This is a genomic window from Bdellovibrio sp. HCB-110, from assembly GCF_047323225.1.
GTDB lineage: Bacteria > Bdellovibrionota > Bdellovibrionia > Bdellovibrionales > Bdellovibrionaceae > Bdellovibrio.
On the sequence record NZ_CP178750.1, the window covers coordinates 2,398,664 to 2,417,630 of the forward strand.

An 18,967-nucleotide genomic window follows, 5' to 3' on the forward strand; every position below is an offset into this window, starting at 1 on the left:
CCCGAATGCCAGAAGACTTTTTCTTCAGATAAGAAATAAGAATCAGCGCCGATCCTGATCACATCAAAGGAGTATAAAATTGGATAATATTAATTAATTCGTTTACATCGTTGCTTTGAGAACTATCGAGCAGCGCAAATGCCATTCGGAATGTTGACCCAGTCGAACGTATTACGGTGTGATCACCAAGGGCAGACTGTGCTCCGAAATATTTCCAGCGGTGTCCACGGCTTGAATTCTATAGGTATAGGTGGCTCCGCGCTGCACATAGGAGTCGTCAAATGTGGCATTCGTAGCAGGCACGATTGTGTACACCTCGCCGTTGCGTTCAATGATATAGCGTTGCACACCTCGGTCATCCATCGATGCGGTCCAGGACAAATGAACCGCCGTTGTCGTGACGGCACGTCGTCCCTTGCCGTAGGTCATTGTTTTCATTGAGGCCTGCAAATTCGTCGGCACAGAGGGAGCGCTCACATCGGGAGAAGCGACTTCCACGCGAATACTTGCGTAGGTGGAATCACGGGACAGCATTTGAACTTTCAAAGCTCCACTGGAGTCAAACCAAGTTCCGCCGACTTTCACTGTTCCTAAAAGGATCGATTTCGTACCCAACCCCGCTTTATGAATACTCACACTGTCCAGAAACTGTGCACTTAAGACGGAATCAAAACCAAGACCACGGCGATAAGAGATAAAAAAAGAGTCAACCGTCCCGGCAATTGGAATCTTCACGGTCTGGATGTCACTGATGTCTTGTTCTATGTGAGCGACTTTGTAATCTCCGACACTGCCGGGAAGACCACTCATGACGGATATTCTTGACGAAGGAATCCAACCCATCGCGATTTTGTGAAACGAATTATAGTGAAACGGCGTTGACGGATTCGCCATCACATCCGAGTGATCACCATACTCCCCCGACACCGACGAAGCATGATCCATCCCTAGATTGTGACCCAGCTCGTGGGCGTAAACCATCGAGTTGTTGCAACCATCACTATTAATAAACGAACGATTTCCTCCAATATACGCAGCTCCTGTCCATGAACAATTTAAAGAGTTCGGAGGAAGAACGTAAACACGACGCTGAAAAGAACTTAGATCATAACCAGCCTGACCTGCGGCCGCGTCACCTCGAGAAGAGATACTGCTTAAATCACAATTTCCTATCGACGGAGCTTCAATCGTCACCGGCTCTGTGACCACTCCTTTAAAGCCGACCTTTCCATAGGAGTTTTCTTGATAGAATTTATTCACGGAAGATTTACCTGTGAACATCAGACTGTCTACTTGGGTTTTCGTACATACTTGCGGAGAGTTTTGAAAGTTCAATAACACCACAATTGTATTCTGCATTCCCACCCCGACAGCCACGGGTTCCGAAGTGGAAGAAAGGCTCGAGTCCGACAAAAGAAATTTCAGAGAAGAAGCATTCAAGATACTGCCATCAACCGCGCCTTCTATTTGAACTTGGGTTCCGGTCATTAAGTTTTCAGGGATCTTTCCCTTCATCTTCAATTGATATTTTTTAGGAGAACGTCCTTTTCTTTCACCACGAAATTCATAGGTAGTCTCCGAGCGCGCCTTGGTGAAGGATTCCTTATGCACAACTGTCACAGAACCGACAAAACTTTCAGGTTGTTTCTGCGCAAAAACGATCCCCGAATGAAATAAAGTCGCAATGGAAAAATACACGATCTTCTTCATACTTCCCCGTCCCTTTTTTATACATAGTTACTAAAGCAAGACAGGTTCCAGATCAGCGGGCTCTTATTCGATCTGGAAATCTCGAACCACATACACTTCAGTCAATTTTTTAGAGAGCAACAGAGCATCTTCGCGATATCTTAAAAGAACTTTTGTTCACGACTATAATTTGGACACTGACCACAAAAATGAAGACGTTGCCTAGGTTTTTAAGCAGGTCAATAAGTGAATATTGTAGTATAGAACAATGCAGGTCCTAAAATACATTGAGGGGCTGTTCTCTTAATAAATAATCGACAAAACTATGAACCCAATCTTGAGCGCATTAGTGCTATTCGTCTGTGAATCAGTTTGGTCATTCTTGTAAGACGATAACTGTGTTTTTGTTCGATTTCTCTTTGGGTCTGGATAAGACAGTCATCAATTTTATCACACATGGTAAGCATTTTTTTTGAGAAGTAACTTCGATGAACGCTCAGCTTCTTCGAAGTATTTTCTAAGTGAAAATCCTGAAGCTTGTACCAGAAGTATTGCTTCTGCCCGTTTTTTCCAAAGCCAAAAGCAAATCTTCCGGTGATCTTTCTATACACCGCCGTCGACAACAAGTCATAGAAAGGCGCGAGCCGCAATTCTCCATCGCGATAAAGAAACGAAATATTTTTTGAATGGGAGTCGTTGTTACCAATAATAATATTAAAGACAAGCCAATCCGCATAAGCGTCAAGGTCCTTGGCAGGAAGAGCACTTGTCCCTTTTATAAAGCTAAAATTTTGTTCGAGCGTGGGACCTCCGTCATCCTCATACTTTTTTCCTGAGGAGTACCCCTGTCCCTGACAAAAATCAAATTGATGAAGCCTTTCTGCAAACCCTTGGTCATTGATATGACGATCATAGCGATCAACGATGTAGTAAGGATATTTACTCTGAACAATGTCTGACTGGGCAACATTGAGCCCCGCTTTTTTGGCAAGAGTCATACAAAAATGTTCATTCAGAACAGTCGAAAGGCCATGATTAAATCTTTTAATTATCGGTTTAAGAATATGGGTGGTGGCGCCACCTTTCGTCGGAATATAAAGTTTTCCGTCATGATAAATAATTGCAATCTTATCTTGGGCCCCCGCTAAAGAAAACCGCCCATGATGCTTCTTATGAATGAATGACCCAAGATCTTGTTCTTTATCAATGATCGAGTCTAACTCCGAAAAGTGGACCTCTTCAACTTCATCAGGCTCGACGCCCTTTGGATAACTTGCATCCGAGGTGATGATGAATGCCCCCGCGCAGTCTTCACCAAATTTTTCAAGAAAACGAAAAGCGTCCTTGGCGATATCACGGTGAATGGCATTTATGCGATCTTTCGCAGTGCCTTCCGGCAAAAGGTTTTCAAAGTAGGCTCTGGTAACAACATTGCCATACGTTGTGTTTTTTTGAAGAGGTAAGGTCGGCGCTAACGGAAAACTATGGATTGAATCCACCCACGTAGAGTCGTAAGAAAACTGGAGAAGTTCTTCCTCAGTTTGAAAAAGAGTTCCTACCAACTGCTCCCTATAGAACACATAAAGCTGCTTATTCTTATTCTTCGGAGCCATCGTTTTTCGTTTCTTTGGCTGTGAACTCAAGCACCATTTTTATTCCGCAAACTCTCAACATCTCCATAACATTAGAAAGCTGTGGATCTGCTTCAAATCGTTCAATATTACTGACGCTTTGTCTGTTTAAATTAACGAGACGAGCAACTTCTTCTTGCGAAATGCTCAGCTCTTTACGGTGTTTTTTTAGAATTTGAATGACATCCTTTGCCGTGGAAGCAGGCATCCTTACGACGTCACCAGAAATTGGTTTTGAAGGTTTTTTTGCTTTTAAAACGATTTTAGCCATCTTACGCCCTATTTTGTCGTCTATACGTGACATTATAGACGTTTTGAGCGTGAGAGCCAAGAAATGTCTTGTTTAGACGACATTTTTATTTAAATACTGGACATATATCTAAAATGTCATCTAAACACGACAAAATATCAGTATTTGAGGGAAATAGAGTTCGGGAGTTCACATTTGACAACTGGGGCCCTCAAAAAAGCTTCATCATTTTCTTGGCTTGATTTCCGGAAACCAGTTCCACCTTAATATCGAACTCTTTTTAAATTACAAAATCCATTCTTCTGACCATCAATAGACCAACGGATAAGTAAATCGCCCGCGGAATCAACAGAGAGAGCAATACGATCATCCCATCTCTTAATACATGGATAATTCAACCCAATGTTAGATTCCACAGAACATGTCGAAAATTCTTTTCCCTTCGCGTGAAAGTCGAAAGAGCTTTCTGAGACAGCGTATTTAGCTTTCGCGTAGTATTTCAATTCGTCGCTATCTCCAGAGAGCGGCAAAGATTTTTCAGTCCCACTATCACGCACAACTAAAAGATCGCGCACGCCCTCGTTTGAAAGTGTGATATCAAGGTGATTGACTTCGGCGTATGAAATCGAAAGAACCCCGATATTCTTATTGTATTTATCGTCATAATTGGTCTGACATTGACTTGGTTCAATACGATAGGATCCGACAAGTTTTTCAGGCAAACCATTCGCGTGAGATACTTGCGCCAAAAACGTTAAAGTCACAAAAGCTAAAACTGTTTTCATGTTTATTCTCCATTTTTTTGAATAATTGAACACCTGTCTCTTTTTGCAACCGAAATGCCAAAAAAAAATTCCTCAGATATAAACCAAGAGTCAGCGCCGACTCTGGTTACATCAAAAGAGCGCAAATTGCATAATATTAATTAATGTATTTACATCGTTGCTTTAAGAATTTTCAGCAACAAGATTGAAAGATCAAAATTCCTCCTCTGGCGGAGGCGGGTTCAGAATTTGTCCATGAACTCCCATGCCGCCAATATTTGGAATTTCACCGCGAAGAAAATCTGAAGACACCATTTTTACAGAATATCCTGTCGATCCTCCCACCACACAGTTGCCCGAAGTCGCTGCGTTAGCGAAAGGATACTTCGCGCACTTTCCGAACTTTCCGTTCGATAGCTCATAGTTCATTAAACTTGTTGGAGCCCAGCCGGTGAGAGCATGCTCCCATTTCAATGACATATATGTCAGTTTATCTTTTTCCAAAAACTGGTTTAAATGGACACTGCGCCCAACGACCGTGTATTGATCTTTAACGCTGAATTCGTCGTAATTTATTCCGTTCACCTTGGCACCTTTGTGTGTTCCTAGATCTCCCAAAAACTCCCGGCCCTTTGAATAATAATCCGATCCGATGGTTTTCAAAAAGCCATCACGAATTCGAACGTAGTAGTTGTGATAAAAATCCGGTTCGATTGAGTAGTAAGCAAAGTCAAATGTGTCAGGAAGAATAGCCGCCGTTTCTAATTCCCTCATGCGGGAAGGTTGATCGTTCTTTAGGTCCCAAGCCATTATGTCTTGACTGCCGCCCTTTTCAAAAAACTTATAAGGCAGATGATCCCAGTGACTATACCTTGGAGCATCATCTGACAGATCTCCAGAATCATCTTCGACTTTCGGCAAATTAATTTTAGAAGCCCATTGGGAGTCTAAAGAATAAATAGCTCTCCCGTATTGGAACAATACCCTACGACTCTTCAAACCCCATTGATCTCCAAGAAACCGGCTGTAATTCGCCACTCTCGTTGGATCCTTCGGTTCACCTATATTGCTTGGATCCGTAACTCGCGGAGGAAGATTTGGATCTAGTTTATTTCCAGGACCTGAGCCAACTCCGGGCACATCACGCGAGGGCCATTTATCATAATACCATGGGCCGATTCTGCCGCCGAAGGGTTTGTAAAACGCCCGTGCCTTTAAAGTGATTCTTCCCATTGGAGAAAATGGAATTTCCGGCTTCGACTGAGCGGAAACGCCAACGTAGGCCATACACCAAGGACTCTTCTCGACGCCAAGGGAAAAATTAAAAGGATGATCTATAGGTGGTTCGGCCATTTTAATCCACGGAGACATTTCTTTTATGTCGTTATGATAATAACCATCCGGACTTTTACTGTAATTAGGCCATCCATGAATGTCTTTGCTGAGTTCCTTAGAGACGGGTTGAATTCGATTCGTACCAGGCTCACAAAGTGTATCCACATAGACGAATCCGGGCGCTATTTTTATAGGACGCAACCATTTTGCCGGAGCGCCGGACGCCACCGAAGATTTGTTACAGTTGTTGTGACCAAGAGAATTATACACCTCAAAAGTCACGGAATCTCTATTAGGATTCGTCAAATTATTCTTCAATGTAGCTTCAATACCTTGATGCACGCTTTGACCCTCGATATCGTAAAAATCACTTGTTGGATCTTCAGGACTTATCGCATAAGAGAGCTGGGAAATTAAAAGCATGCGCTGTCCTTGATCAATGTTGAAAGAAGCGACAAAACGTCCAAGCGCCAAATAATTGAACGCACCAAAAATTTTACATCGTTCAAAGACTTTTGCACGAAGCTGTTCTGAAATATTTCGAACCGAATGACTGAAATTAGGAAGATCAATGAAAACTCGCGGAACTTCGAAGACCTTGATCCCACTCAACTCCCGTAAATCTTTACATGTGTTTTCTCCCCGAGGCATTTCACGGAAAGGAATATAGGTAATACAAAAAGAAGGAGCTTCGTAAAAATCAAGCTGGGATGGATTGATTCCGTCCTCATCCCCATTCTGAAGCCGTCCCGTCTCTTTGTTGAAAGGGTGCTCTTTAAAATCCCCTGCCGACCCTAAAATACGATATCGCCACGTCAATAATTTCCAACTTTGCCTGATTTGATAGTTGGTATGAGCAATCGCATTCATCGTCTGAGCTTGCTTCATCGCTCCATAATAGGCAGCCAGGTCAACAGAGTTTTGCAGATTGACCTTATGATGAACAAGAAGTCCTACATTGATGACTATCGCAAAAAATAAAAATAAAATTTGGAAAATGAGAGCGACAAAAATAGTAACTTGGCCACTTTTGCTTTTACGAACGAGATGTATAGACATGTAAAATAAAAACTAACATTTGATTTGTTCGAGAGATGAAAAGACCCCGTAATAACGAGGTCTTTCTTTGAAGATAAAAAACTATCCTGCAACGAGTTCAATAAAGGACTTTTTAATCCAACCGCTTTTGCAAGGACCTTTATAGTCCTGGCGGTCTTTGATAGGACTAGAAACTCCGCAATCTTGATTCTTCTTTCCATAGACGACGCCGATCCAAGCACTGTCTTCGGAACCGCTGTAATCGCACATGTATACCATCGCGTTTACTGGAACCGTATTAAATTGCACATCACCAGATTTAGAGCGTTGAACCAACGTTGTCGACGCCAACGCAATTCCAGAAGAACCACAGGCATCTTCTTCTTCGTTTCCACCAACCTGAACATTGCCAACTGGTAGAGATGCTGGTTTTCTTATAGAACCTTGAGTTTTAGATTTTGCTTCACTGATTGAAACCATTGCCCCAACAAGTAACATTGCAATTACATATTTAGTCATTATGACCTCCCTTTTTTCAAGGTAACAATGAAGACTTATCAAATGAAGAATAGTTTACCGTGTTCGCGCTCTGGGTCGTTGCTTTCCGTTGCCATTAAGGATGAAGAGCAACATGAAATATGAAAGGACGTCGATAGTGTTTTGTCAGTCGAATTACTAAGTGAGCAGCAACGAGAAGCCATTTTGCAATGACCGCTACTTCTCGCTGCCAACTCGAAGTTAAAAATTAGTTTCCGCGTCCTCCTCCATCGTGGTTGCCGCCGTGACCACCATGATGTCCGCCACGGCCACCGTGATGACCACCGCGATCATCTTTGCCGCCGTCTGCAACTTTATGGCACGCGAATCCGCAGCGATAAAATCCTGTACCCCAACCACCCCAGCAATACTTTGCCACAGGTTCCGTCCATGGTGGACAGCCCTCATTTTGAACGGGGCAAGCGACGTGGTCCGTTGTGGGTTGAGGTCCTACGTCGTCGCAGTTCTGATGAAGCGGGACAATTTCAAAATTTCCTTTTTTATTTTGATGAAGAACACCTTCAAAAGCGAAAGCTGTGCTTCCAACTAATGAAACAATCATCATCGCTGACATCAATAACTTCTTCATAAATCCTCCCGGATAAAATAGTTGTGGGTCTGTGACCCGTGGGAGGGAATCTATTTTTCAGATAAAGTAAATGCCATGAAAAAAACTAAGGGGTGCCGGAATACAAAATCAAATTTAAATTCGCAAGCGTTGCGTATGAATCTCAGCGCAACAACTTGCGGCTACAAAGAGATCACACCGGTTTTTAAAATATCGTTACTCACACTTGTAGATAACCCCTTGGTATCAACCTTGATTAAACCGGGATACTGATTGGAAAAAGATAAGAGAGTGCTAAGGTTCACACGGCTCTGACATATTTCAGAGGAAAAACCCGCTTTGAGATTGCAACTATTGATCATGGAAAAAGTCTGAATGCTCACGCTAGCACCGTCCGCGCTCATAAAATACAATCCGAAACCACCGCCCACGACGGGGTTATCATCACGCGCTTTGGGAAACTCTTCAACTCCCGATACACTTTGATTCTCGTTCAAAGTGATCACATAGGATCTGAAAAAATTAAACTGAATGCCGCCATCGGAACATTGGGGATTCTCTGGCGGACAACAGTTCAACTGTGCTTGCCCGTTGTTTCGATAAGATAAAAATGGCCGTCGATTCATCGCTCCTAAAACATAAAATGCCGTCACCCCGGGCGCACCAACTACATCCCGAAGATTGAATATTTTGTCTAACTTATCACAGCGAGAAACTAAAAGTCGCTTTGTCCTTTTCTCAAGCCCCCCGTTTATAGTGACGAGAGAGTGTTCTTCGAGGGTAAATGAATCCAGCACAACATCATATGTGGCCTGAGGAAAGGCTGCCATTGCCTGAGAATAGAGAGGATTAGACGCTCCTGAATCCATCCATTGAATGCGACTGATTGTCAGTGAGGACGCTGGCGTATTTGAATTTACACCTAAACTTTGCAAACCCGTCGACGGACTCTGGTAAAAAGTTGTCGGCATATTTAAACGACTACGATTGAGATTCTTAGAAGATCTTCGAACATACATATCCAGCTCTTGAACCTCCCCTAACGCCTCTTGAGCCCTTTCAGTTCGCTTTAACTGCTTAATAAAATAGAGTGTGGCCTCACTGGACGCCATAATAACAAGAGCCATGACAAAACTCACGATCATGACTTCAATTAGAGTGAAACCGCCAACTCCGCGAACCATCTTCATTATTAATCAACCTTAATAAAATCCAGAGGACCTAGATCAAAGTTTTCTTTTTCAAGAACCCAAATCAAAGAAATGATACTTTTTTTCAAATCACTTTCTTTCAATCTGATTTCATCCGAGGCGCAACCACTGCTCTGACTGTTTACAACAATGTTTTTTCGCTTTCCACTATAGCAGGCCACTTTAATCTTAACGTCAGGGTTAGCCACCCATTCATAGACAGGCTCAGTCTTCGTTGTTGTATTCGTAGATGTTCCTGTGGGTGTTGACTCTTCCACAGATGACTTTACTTCGACTTGCATTTGTATTTTTCTTTGCTCGATAAAAGATCCATCACGATCGACAAGCGAAGCGCTTAACTCTTCTCCCGTTGTCTTGCGATAACTCAATTTTTTAAACTCCCCTTGCAAGGCAGGACTTAACGCTCCTTCAAGAGCTACCCAGACACGGTTCGGGGGATTTGCCGTCAACTCTGGAAAGGGAGCATAATTTCCGTGAGCTTGCACTTTAAGAAGTGCCTGCAACCACGCCGTAGGTGAATGCGGAGCTGCGAAAAGACCGCCTTGAGATTCGCAGGCGCTGCCCCCAACATCGAAGCTTCGGTTTGCTTTTCCTGCCGTGACGAAAAAGGATTTGTCCGTTTTTTTCTGGCATAAGAATTCAAAAGCCGTTTCCTGCTGCCGAGAAACCGGCACGACTCCTCTGAATTTCACATGATTAAACAAAACAAAAGCTGTATCACTTGCGCCTGTTGGAGGTTCAACAAAAGAGTACGGAGTTGTAGTGACCATATCATGCGTTTGAACTCCGGCTGGACTGTAATAGACCAGATGTTGCTCATCCGCATTATTACTTGTTGATGCCACGGGAATATCTGCGACGACTCCACCCATTTCCATTTTTAGGGCGACCCAAAATTCACTTTGAACTTGCGCAGTGCCAAACTCTTTTTGTAAATCGACGACAGCGCGGAGCTTTTCTTCTTCAGATTGAGGAGCTATAAAAGATCCTGCCTTCGACAAATTCAAGAAGGCATAACGCCCATTTGACGAGGGAATCTTGTCAATGTTGGCGATAGATCCACCTTGCTGCAAAATCCCCAGACGAAGAGTTTCTGTGGCGTGAGATTCTCGCCCCAAATCTCGGCAAGCCCGAGAAGCCATACTGTATTTTTCAACTCGAGGAGTGCTCACCCCTAGAGGAGTTGCCAAGGTGTATTCCCCGAAAGCAAAACACATGACCGGAAGTGAGTCATTGCAATCGCGGGTTCTGTAAACCAATTTACCGTCAACAACTTTGGCTGAAATACAACTTGAAGCGATAGACGTATTTATATTTTGCTCCGCAAAAGGAAGAATTTTTTTCGCCTCCATATCGTCCTGAGCCGCACACTCTGGGATCTGAGCATCTAATGGCTCTGGTGGCATCTCCGTCACCGGACCAAACGTCTCCAACCCCATTCTTGTACAACTCTTCATAAAGCACATCGTACAATGCAACGGCATTGATGCAGAACCCACTTCAGATACCGGTTTACCATCCGTGTTTAATAAATCGGGCGTACTCATTTTTAACTCAGGCTTAAGCGTCGTTGGTTTAGTGACCGAACACACCTGACGACATAAAGGTTCTGCATTATTCACGGAAGCTAATATACGGTTGTTGCCTTCACCAAAACTCATGGGGGCTGTCAAATCAAGTCCACCTCCCGAGTTGACAGGATAATAAAGTTGATCCGAATGCTGGCGATAGTTGACGGAGGCAGACACCGTGTAGTTCACAGAGGCATTATAGCGAGATAGATAGTCATTTCCATTCGCATCAGCGAACTCGAGCTTCGGAATGACACGCGCTCTTTCACGGTACCCATACATATTGCGGGCATGATAATTTACATCGGCGATTAAATTGATAAAGGATCGATAACTTCGTTCTTCCTTGGTTTTGGGACAACGATAACGAGTTTCGGTACATGCTGAAACCACGTTTTTTGTCCTGTCTGCGGAAAGGCGACCATTAATGTACTTACCTTGAACCACTTCCATGGCCGACATTGTGATTTCAAATGCCGCAACACCGATATCTTTAAATTCCGTATTATTAAAAATCGTTCTTCCGGAAGGATCTCCGATACCAGTCCCCGCAGGAGACAAAATCAACGCCTTTCCCGAGGCGTCTTTGATATCACAAGATCCCACGTCCAAGATTGAAACAAGATCCTTCGAATCTGTTTTTACTTCTTGTCTAACCCCGTTCTCTAGAATTTTGTCATATTTTGTAACCGCCTCTAGCATGAATACCACTTTTTTGGCGTCAATCCGCTTCGTATTCGAGGAAATTTCTGAGAATAAAACATCCTCCGCTCCCGGATCCAAAGTGCGAATACTCGCATTCATGTAAACACGTAGACTTTGGGAGTCTATAGCTCTAGAAGAAAGCAGAACGTTCTTACCTTCGACAGCAGCTAAAGAAAACTGAATACCTCCACTGCCTGTCACTGAAAACGCTTCGAGCTTCCACTCCGGTGCAAAAACCGTCGCCCATTTTTCTTGCGTGTACGCATCCGCCACGCGATCCACGACGAGCTCAACAGGAATAATTCCTGGCTTTATCTCTCGAGGCTCCAGAAGCGCACATAGGCCTTTCGTCTTTAATTGTGTCGCTGTATCTTGCGTGTCCAACAACAGGCTGCGAGTTCTGTTAAGGACATCCGTGCTGATACCGGGCATTTCTTGCTTGGCCTGTGCACTCTTCGTTAAGCGCGAATGCTGTCCAACGATAGTTCCCACAGCCAAGACAGAGAGAGCCACTACTCCCGCCGCAATAATTCCCTCAACAACTGAAAAACCTTTTGGTGATTTAAAATTCATAGATTCCCCGTTGTAAATTAGTTATCGCCATCGCCATCGGTACTTATGGCCTCTACACGCTCACGCGGTCTCACAACCACGGTGGTTGTTGTTTGCGTGATCGACTCTTGAGGCGAGCTGACTTCAATTTCCGGTAATTCTGTTCCGATTCTTCTTGGTTCAATAACAGAAAGACTCGTATTGGGTTTATAGGTTCCCGCATCGTAGGGGTTGTATGTTTTATTAAAATTCGGATCGAGAGCCTGATTGGGGTCAAAGCGCGATACACTGATATCAAACTTCTCTGAAGATAACGGTCGAAAACTACTTGCAACCGTCACGGAAGTCGATGTTGTCGTCGTTGCCTGGGTTCCAGTAGCGACTTGTGACGTTGTTTGAGTTTGAAATGTTCGAATCGGATTGTAACACTTTCTTTCAATTTCTGAATCCAGTTTTTCACCTGGCATAAATACTTCTTGCTGTCCCATAACGTCGACAAGAACAACATCAGGAGTACGACCAGGGTATGTCGTCTGATCATAAGTCGTTGTTCTTTCGTACTTGAGCTTATAGATTGCCCCGGGCCCTAAGTTCGAGATGCGTACGCCAATCATAGCGTTACCTCCCGACTCTGGAACTCCCAAAGGTCCGCGACACTCGGGATTCTTTGAATGAACATTTCCCGCTTCACACTCGAAAATGCAGGACTCTTTTCCAGTATTCGAAAGAATCTGAACATTAGGGGTGCCTATCGGCCGGCGAAGGGCGCCACTTTTTGAAACTGTTTTCTTTTGCTGGTCAGATACAAAGAAATCCGTAGAAGCCGTCATGACAACCATAAACCTGTCGTCATCTGCGAGAGCATTCCAAACTGGAATTTCTCCGACCATGGAACGGAAAGAGGATTGTTTTGACCAATCCACAAGATTCACCTTCAGTTTGGTCGTGTAGCTTCTTTTGTCTGGTTCTGAATTCAGAATGGATAAAACCAGAGAGCCGTCTTCATAGTCAACGTCACTGATATTGTATTTACTCTGCTCAATACGAGGACTATGGTACCCGCCTCCCCAGCGGCACTTCACCTCAGAATCTAGATCACGCCAACCGTCCTCGCGGCAGAGGATCAAGTTATGGGCGACTAGATACCCACCAAGTCCCAAGGCTTTCTGATTTCCCAGATTCGTTTCCCATTCCGTATAGGCGTAACTAGATCTTTTAAAGATGTCCAAACCCATCTGAGACACCATCGCTACGACTATCACTGACGCAACTGAGATGCCCGTTACTAATGGAAGGACTCCCACTCCCCTTGATCCAAGAACTCCCCTGACGGGTTTTAGTAACTCGGAAACCATAACTCCCCCTTCGGCAACCTTACATATCGGCATAAGGGTCTTTGATGAAAAGAGATGAATAAAAGAATCCGTTGCTATCGTGTTATTAGTGGCAACGCTATTTATATTTAAAACTACAAAAAAATACTTCTCTCACTCATTCTCAAAACAGGAGAAGATTATGAGTACGAAATTTCCCGTTGTTATCAAGCGCGTTTTAAAAGCAGATTCAGATTCACTTCCCACGGAGCCATTGACACCCGTTCGAGATCCTCAGACACAGGATCTTGCACGAAAACAAATTCTTGAAATAATTAACTTCGCACTTAAGAAATTAGTATCTCAACCGGAAAAAACTGAAGCTGAAATACAAATTGGCGAGCGCACAACTTTATTCGTTATTAATACGATTCAAACAGATTTTGGACGTATCCTTGGGAGCGGAGGAAAGACTATAGGTTCATTGAGAACTTTGGTTACAGCCATGGCTGCAAATCAGGGAATTCGCGCCGTAGTTCAAATCGCGAATGAGGAAAGTTATTTTCTAAATAAAAATCATGGAAAATAGACATAAAAGAAAATCCGCAGAGTTTCTTTCCTGCGGATTAAAAATTTGGCCAAGAGCACTCACCACATGTTGCTTTGAGGAAAGAAAGCAACAAGCCCTTAGCACGAAGGCGCGTTGAATTTCGGCATCTATCAAAAATTAAAGTCTCGAATAGAATATGAAGTTTCGTTGCGTTTCTCTCAAGACGCAACAAACTCCTCCCGAGGAGGAAATATCAGAAAAGGAGACTGTCATGAGAAATTCAAATGCCGTTTTAGATTCTTTATATGTTGAGGAAGATAAAGACGAAATCAGAAAGAAGATCGCAGCGATTATTGCCCTTGTTATTGGTGAAACGGCGTCCTCTGATGGATCCATAAAGGTAAGCTATTATAAAGGCGAAAAAACCACCGTTTACAAACTTGAGGCTCCCCCAGAACATCGCGGAAGAATCATCGGCGTTAAAGGAAAAAACATCCTTTCGTTAAGAACATTGGTCTGCGCCATGGCCGCCAACCATGGGTTCCGTGCGGTCATTGATTTGGTCGTTTGACGGTGTCTTTAATTTACATCCGATCTATAAATAAACATTGAGAGGCTATTGTGGACTCCAATTTTCTTGCTCGTCTTTTTAATATCTTAAAAAAGAATGACCTAGCTCAACCTGTCAGATTGGAAGCGGCGATCGAGTTCGATCAGGGAGTTATTCTTGGACAGATTTACAAGATCTCTGTAAATGGATTTCAAATGATCACTGATTGCAATTGCAACGACATCTCGAACTCTCGAAATATTTCTTTGGTCAATATCGAGGGAAAGTATTTTCCCGTCTTTCTAAAAATAGTAGGCATTCGGCGTATTGACGGCAAATTTAGGGATACAATAGATGATCAAGAATTTAAGGGTTTGCTTAAAAAATCTTTCGTTAGTCGAATTTCTAAGTGAAGCGAGAGACTAGATCTTGAATAATTCAAAGCCAATTCACGCTTGAAATGGCTTTGAAATAAGACATTTCGTAACTATTATCTATTCAAAAGTGGGAGCATAGCGACTTCCATCGCTGTTAGCTTTAATACCAGCACCTTGAATTTTCAGATACGCAAAACCATCATCAAAAAACTCCACAGCTCCGGATTCAATGTGTGCAGTACGGGGATCCTTCATGACTTCAGCACACTTTTGATTCTGACTGGCACTCTTGCAGATTTTTCCAACAACTGTCTTTTGTGGATTCAAAATATCATAACCAATTTGTGACAGGCCCGTATCCCAATAAACTTTCATCGTCCCGTCGCACCCAAGCCACGCGACAGTGCCTACCATCTCTTGATTATTGTATTGTGTGTATTTGTAGTGAACTCTAGAACCTACTAAATATCCTGCCGGAGGATTGCAGCCTTTTGTTTCGGCACTCGCCAGATTTCGTTCTTGCTCAAATCCTGCTGTAAATTTTGGTTGAATCTCTTGATGAGCACAAGCTGTCATTAACATTGATGCCACCAAAGAACCGCTTACCGCTATTGAGTTAAAAATACGTTTCATATGTTATTCCTCTCCTTCGTCTATATCGACACTCTCTTTTCGGTAAACAGAGATTATGCAGGAGATGCTCAAATTGATAAATTATTGCTTACAAATCACAGAGCAACATCCTGGATTGGCGGGACGAAATGAAATAGAGGAAAGATATGCTCTTTCCTCTAAGAGATTGAAGGAAACTGTATTTCGTTTTAATTCACGTTCGTCATCATTTCATAAAACCTCATCTGTAAAACTTTAAGGCCTTTGTTGTCATAGCTCCAAAAATAGTCTTGAAGGCGATCGTCGAACAGAGGATAGCGTTCCTCGACTCCGTCCCCATCGAGATCTGCATAAATATATAAAAGCTGTTTCGTGACGTTCGTGAATGAAGATTTGCCTGATTCACGAACTGCGACCGTGCTTAAAGTACTGCACACTTCCTCACCTGATAATGGGTCGGTAGCGCATGTCGACACTCGAGCCTCACCACCCGGTTTTCCTAATGCTCTGACAAACACAGAATAAGTCGTAATGCCATCGTTGTCTGGATCTGGATTAGGTAACTGAAACTTCGCCGTACCATCTGTCCCATTTGCATCCATCACTTGAAATTCAGAACCTTCTTGAAGAAGAATTTTTGCTGTTCCAAAAAGAGGCATAAAAATGCGATGACCGTCATTGTTTGACATGTCTGCCGATTTACCTTTAGGAACTCCGATGATATTTAAATTATAGTGTGCTCCTGAAGGTGCTCCGTTGCCTGCTACCGCGATCGAGCTCATCAGCAAACTTAAAATAACCAATGTCTTGCAATAAAATTTGTTCATTATTTCCCCCTCTTATTTTTTCACCCAGTGTTTTTTAGTGAAAGCAAAAAAAGGGCCGCATGAAGTTTGATTTATTTGATCCGTAGGTTTATCAAAAATGAAGACTTTAATCATCTTTCGAGAAACTAAAACGGTATCTATCGGAAAACAGAATCACTTTGCTGGCTTTTGATAATTGTTCTACAACGTCAGAAACGTGACTCTGTTGCTCGCGAAGTTAGGTTTATTTGCTAGTTCCGAGTTGGATTGCAGAAAGTGCATCGCCCATTTCGCCGGCGCCGTCGCCTAGGTTGTTTACATGGCCTTGACCGAGTTCTCCGTTAGCATTGTATCCCCAGCACTTCACCGTCGAATTATCTAAAAGAGCGCAGTTGTAATTACATTTTGTTATAATTTGCACGGCTGTTCGACCTGTCCCTGAGCTGATCGCTGTTAACGAATCGCCCATTTCTCCTGCGCCGTCTCCTAAATTGTTTGTATTACCTTTGCCTAATTGACCATAGATGTTGTAACCCCAACACTTCACGCTCGAATTGTCCAATAAAGTACAAGTGTGGTAAAGACCCGCTGAAATTTGAACCGCTATCCGCCCCGTTCCCAAATTAATCGCAGGCAAAGAGTCACCCATTTCTCCTGCGCCATCTCCTAGTTGAGTTGTATTACCTTGACCGAGCTCTCCTTCTGAATTTCTGCCAAAACATTTCACCGTCGAATTATCCAAAAGAGCACACGTGTGCCCGCTACCGGCGGAGATTTGCACTGCTGTCCGGCCTGTTCCTAAATTGATCGCAGGTAAGGAATCACCCATTTCTCCTGCGCCGTCTCCTAAATTGGTTATGCTACCTTGACCAAGTTGACCACTGCCATTGTATCCCCAACACTTCACCAAGGAATTGTCCAAAAGAGCGCAAGTGAACTCCGTGCCGATGGAGATTTGCACTGCTGTTCGACCTGTTCCTAAATTGACTGCAGGTAACGAATCACCCATTTCGCCGGGGCCGTCTCCTCGTCTGCTTGTGCTGCCTAGACCAAGTTGACCAACACTATTCTGTCCCCAGCACTTCACCGTCGAATTATCCAAAATAGCGCAGGTGTGACTACCTCCTGCTTCAATTTGCACGGCTGTTCGACCTGTCCCTAAACTGACTGCAGGTAATAAATCACCCATTTCTCCGACACCATCGCCTAAACTATTCACATGACCTTGACCGAGCTGACCAGCGTCGTTGCGCCCCCAACACTTCACAGAGGAATTATCCAAAAGAGCACAGGTATGAAAGTCACCCGCTGAAATTTGCAAGACTGTTCGACCTGTTCCTAAATTGATCGCAGGTAAGGAATCACCCATTTCTCCTGCGCCATCTCCTAAATTATTTGTATGACCTTGACCGAGCTGACCATAGGTATTTTGTCCCCAGCACTTCACTGTCGAATTATCCAAGAGAGCACAGGTGTGATTAAAACCCATAGCAATCTGCTTAAATTTGCTTGGACCGATTCTTGTGTCTTTGGCTTTTACCAAACGCGATGGCGAACTTCCTAATTTGATTGCGGGGAGGGCGTCGCCCATTTCTCCGGCGCCGGCGCCTAGATTATTTATATTGCCCTGACCTAATTGCCCCCAGTTGCCATATCCCCAACACTTCAACGTAGAGTTATCTAACAAAGCACATGTATGATTACCACCTGCGGAAATTTGTATAGCGGTGCGTCCCGTTCCTAGGGAGATCGCTGGCAAAGAGTCCCCCATTTCTCCAGCACCATCTCCTAAGATATTCGTATGACCTTGGCCTAATCGACCATTGCCGTTGAATCCCCAGCACTTCACTGTTGAATTATCCAAAAGCGCGCACGAATGATTGGTACCGAAGGAAATCTGCAAGGCTGTGCGACCAGTGCCCAGATCGACCGTCGGCAATGAATCGCCCATTTCTCCGGCGCCATCTCCTAATTGAGTTGTATTGCCTTGACCCAATTGACCGTTGTTATTAGCTCCCCAACACTTTACTGTCGAATTATCGAGAAGAGCACAGGTGTGACTACCGCCCGTTGAAATTTGCACTGCTGTTCGACCCGTTCCTAAATTCACAGCGGGAAGCGAATCCCCCATCTCTCCGGCACCATCTCCTAAGGGATTTGTATGACCTTGACCTAATTGACCATTGGTATTGGCTCCCCAACATTTCACTGTAGAATTGTCGAGAAGAGCGCAAGTATAAAGGCTACCTGCGGAAATTCGCACGGCGGTTCGACCCGTTCCTAAATTGATTGCCGGTAATGAATCACCCATCTCTCCAGCACCATCTCCTAAATCATTCACATGACCTTGACCCAATTGACCGCTAGGATTGTATCCCCAACACTTCACTGTAGAATTGTCGAGAACAGCACAGGTGTGATAGCTACCCGCGGAGATTTGCACTGCCGTTCGACCCGTTCCTAAATTGATTGCCGGTAATGAATCACCCATCTCTCCAGCACCATCCCCTATAAGATTCATATGACCTTGACCTAGTTGGCCATCGTTGTTAGATCCCCAACACTTCACCGTCGCATTATCGAGTAGAGCACAGGAAAAAAAATCACCCGCCGTAATCTGCACAGCTGTTCGACCCGTTCCTAAATTCACCGCAGGGAGTGAATCACCCATCTCTCCGGTACCATCTCCTAAATTATTTGCATGGCCTTGACCCAATTGACCGCTGGAATTGTATCCCCAGCATTTCACCGTCGAGTTATCCAAAATAGCACAAGTATGATTTAATCCTGATGCAACCTGCTTCACCTTCACCGAATTCTTCTGCGACCACGCGCCTGTTGGCAGAATACCTCCTGCCAGCGCTGTGTTTATGAATCCGAATAAAAATGGAACAATAAAAATATTCAT

The 18,967-nt window shown here is 43.8% G+C and carries 16 protein-coding genes; 3 read left to right on the forward strand and 13 right to left on the reverse strand.

Features of this window, described 5'->3' with window-relative positions:
- Positions 1–171 precede the first annotated feature (171 nt).
- The 10 genes from ACL934_RS11605 to ACL934_RS11650 all read right to left on the reverse strand — a co-directional run bounded on the left by ACL934_RS11605 (position 172) and on the right by ACL934_RS11650 (position 13,206).
- Positions 172–1,710: a reprolysin-like metallopeptidase gene (locus ACL934_RS11605; protein WP_374073605.1), complete on the reverse strand. Its 1,539-nt coding sequence runs from the start codon at positions 1,708–1,710 to the stop codon at positions 172–174.
- A 302-nt stretch (positions 1,711–2,012) separates the two neighbouring features.
- Positions 2,013–3,302 (reverse strand): type II toxin-antitoxin system HipA family toxin, encoded by a 1,290-nt coding sequence (locus tag ACL934_RS11610; RefSeq protein ID WP_374073607.1) that lies wholly within the window; start codon positions 3,300–3,302, stop codon positions 2,013–2,015.
- Positions 3,286–3,591, reverse strand: coding sequence for a helix-turn-helix transcriptional regulator (locus ACL934_RS11615; protein ID WP_374073608.1), 306 nt, complete (start codon positions 3,589–3,591; stop codon positions 3,286–3,288). The genes ACL934_RS11610 and ACL934_RS11615 overlap by 17 nt, the downstream gene beginning before the upstream one ends.
- 242 nt (positions 3,592–3,833) lie before the next feature.
- A complete protein-coding gene (locus tag ACL934_RS11620; protein WP_374073610.1) occupies positions 3,834–4,355 on the reverse strand; it encodes a hypothetical protein in 522 nt (173 codons plus the stop codon).
- 192 nt (positions 4,356–4,547) lie between these two features.
- The gene (locus ACL934_RS11625; protein WP_374073612.1) at positions 4,548–6,728 is read right to left on the reverse strand and encodes a Tad domain-containing protein; all 2,181 of its coding nucleotides are present in this window, start codon (positions 6,726–6,728) and stop codon (positions 4,548–4,550) included.
- Positions 6,729–6,809: 81 nt separating this feature from the next.
- The gene (locus ACL934_RS11630; RefSeq protein ID WP_374073614.1) at positions 6,810–7,226 is read right to left on the reverse strand and encodes a hypothetical protein; all 417 of its coding nucleotides are present in this window, start codon (positions 7,224–7,226) and stop codon (positions 6,810–6,812) included.
- A gap of 226 nt (positions 7,227–7,452) precedes the next feature.
- On the reverse strand, positions 7,453–7,833 hold the full coding sequence (locus tag ACL934_RS11635) for a hypothetical protein (protein WP_374073616.1): 381 nt from the start codon (positions 7,831–7,833) through the stop codon (positions 7,453–7,455).
- 161 nt (positions 7,834–7,994) lie between these two features.
- Positions 7,995–9,002: a type II secretion system protein J gene (locus tag ACL934_RS11640; protein WP_374073618.1), complete on the reverse strand. Its 1,008-nt coding sequence runs from the start codon at positions 9,000–9,002 to the stop codon at positions 7,995–7,997.
- 2 nt (positions 9,003–9,004) lie between these two features.
- Positions 9,005–11,872, reverse strand: coding sequence for a hypothetical protein (locus ACL934_RS11645; protein WP_374073620.1), 2,868 nt, complete (start codon positions 11,870–11,872; stop codon positions 9,005–9,007).
- A 17-nt stretch (positions 11,873–11,889) separates the two neighbouring features.
- Positions 11,890–13,206, reverse strand: a complete 1,317-nt coding sequence (locus ACL934_RS11650; protein WP_374073622.1) for a hypothetical protein — start codon at positions 13,204–13,206, stop codon at positions 11,890–11,892.
- Between the two features lie 160 nt (positions 13,207–13,366).
- Here ACL934_RS11650 and ACL934_RS11655 point away from each other — a divergent pair, with 160 nt between their 5' ends.
- The 3 genes from ACL934_RS11655 (at position 13,367) to ACL934_RS11665 (ending at position 14,677) form a co-directional block, all read left to right on the forward strand.
- Positions 13,367–13,753 (forward strand): KH domain-containing protein, encoded by a 387-nt coding sequence (locus tag ACL934_RS11655; protein ID WP_374073624.1) that lies wholly within the window; start codon positions 13,367–13,369, stop codon positions 13,751–13,753.
- Positions 13,754–13,985: 232 nt separating this feature from the next.
- On the forward strand, positions 13,986–14,285 hold the full coding sequence (locus ACL934_RS11660; protein ID WP_374073626.1) for a KH domain-containing protein: 300 nt from the start codon (positions 13,986–13,988) through the stop codon (positions 14,283–14,285).
- 50 nt (positions 14,286–14,335) lie between these two features.
- A complete protein-coding gene (locus tag ACL934_RS11665) occupies positions 14,336–14,677 on the forward strand; it encodes a hypothetical protein (RefSeq protein WP_374073628.1) in 342 nt (113 codons plus the stop codon).
- An 81-nt stretch (positions 14,678–14,758) separates the two neighbouring features.
- Here the strand turns inward: ACL934_RS11665 and ACL934_RS11670 are convergent, their stop codons facing one another.
- The 3 genes from ACL934_RS11670 to ACL934_RS11680 all read right to left on the reverse strand — a co-directional run bounded on the left by ACL934_RS11670 (position 14,759) and on the right by ACL934_RS11680 (position 18,967).
- Entirely contained in the window at positions 14,759–15,274 is a 516-nt protein-coding gene (locus ACL934_RS11670; protein WP_374073630.1) for a hypothetical protein, read from the reverse strand.
- A gap of 188 nt (positions 15,275–15,462) precedes the next feature.
- Positions 15,463–16,080, reverse strand: coding sequence for a hypothetical protein (locus tag ACL934_RS11675; protein WP_374073632.1), 618 nt, complete (start codon positions 16,078–16,080; stop codon positions 15,463–15,465).
- Between the two features lie 223 nt (positions 16,081–16,303).
- Positions 16,304–18,967, reverse strand: a complete 2,664-nt coding sequence (locus tag ACL934_RS11680) for a hypothetical protein (RefSeq protein ID WP_374073635.1) — start codon at positions 18,965–18,967, stop codon at positions 16,304–16,306.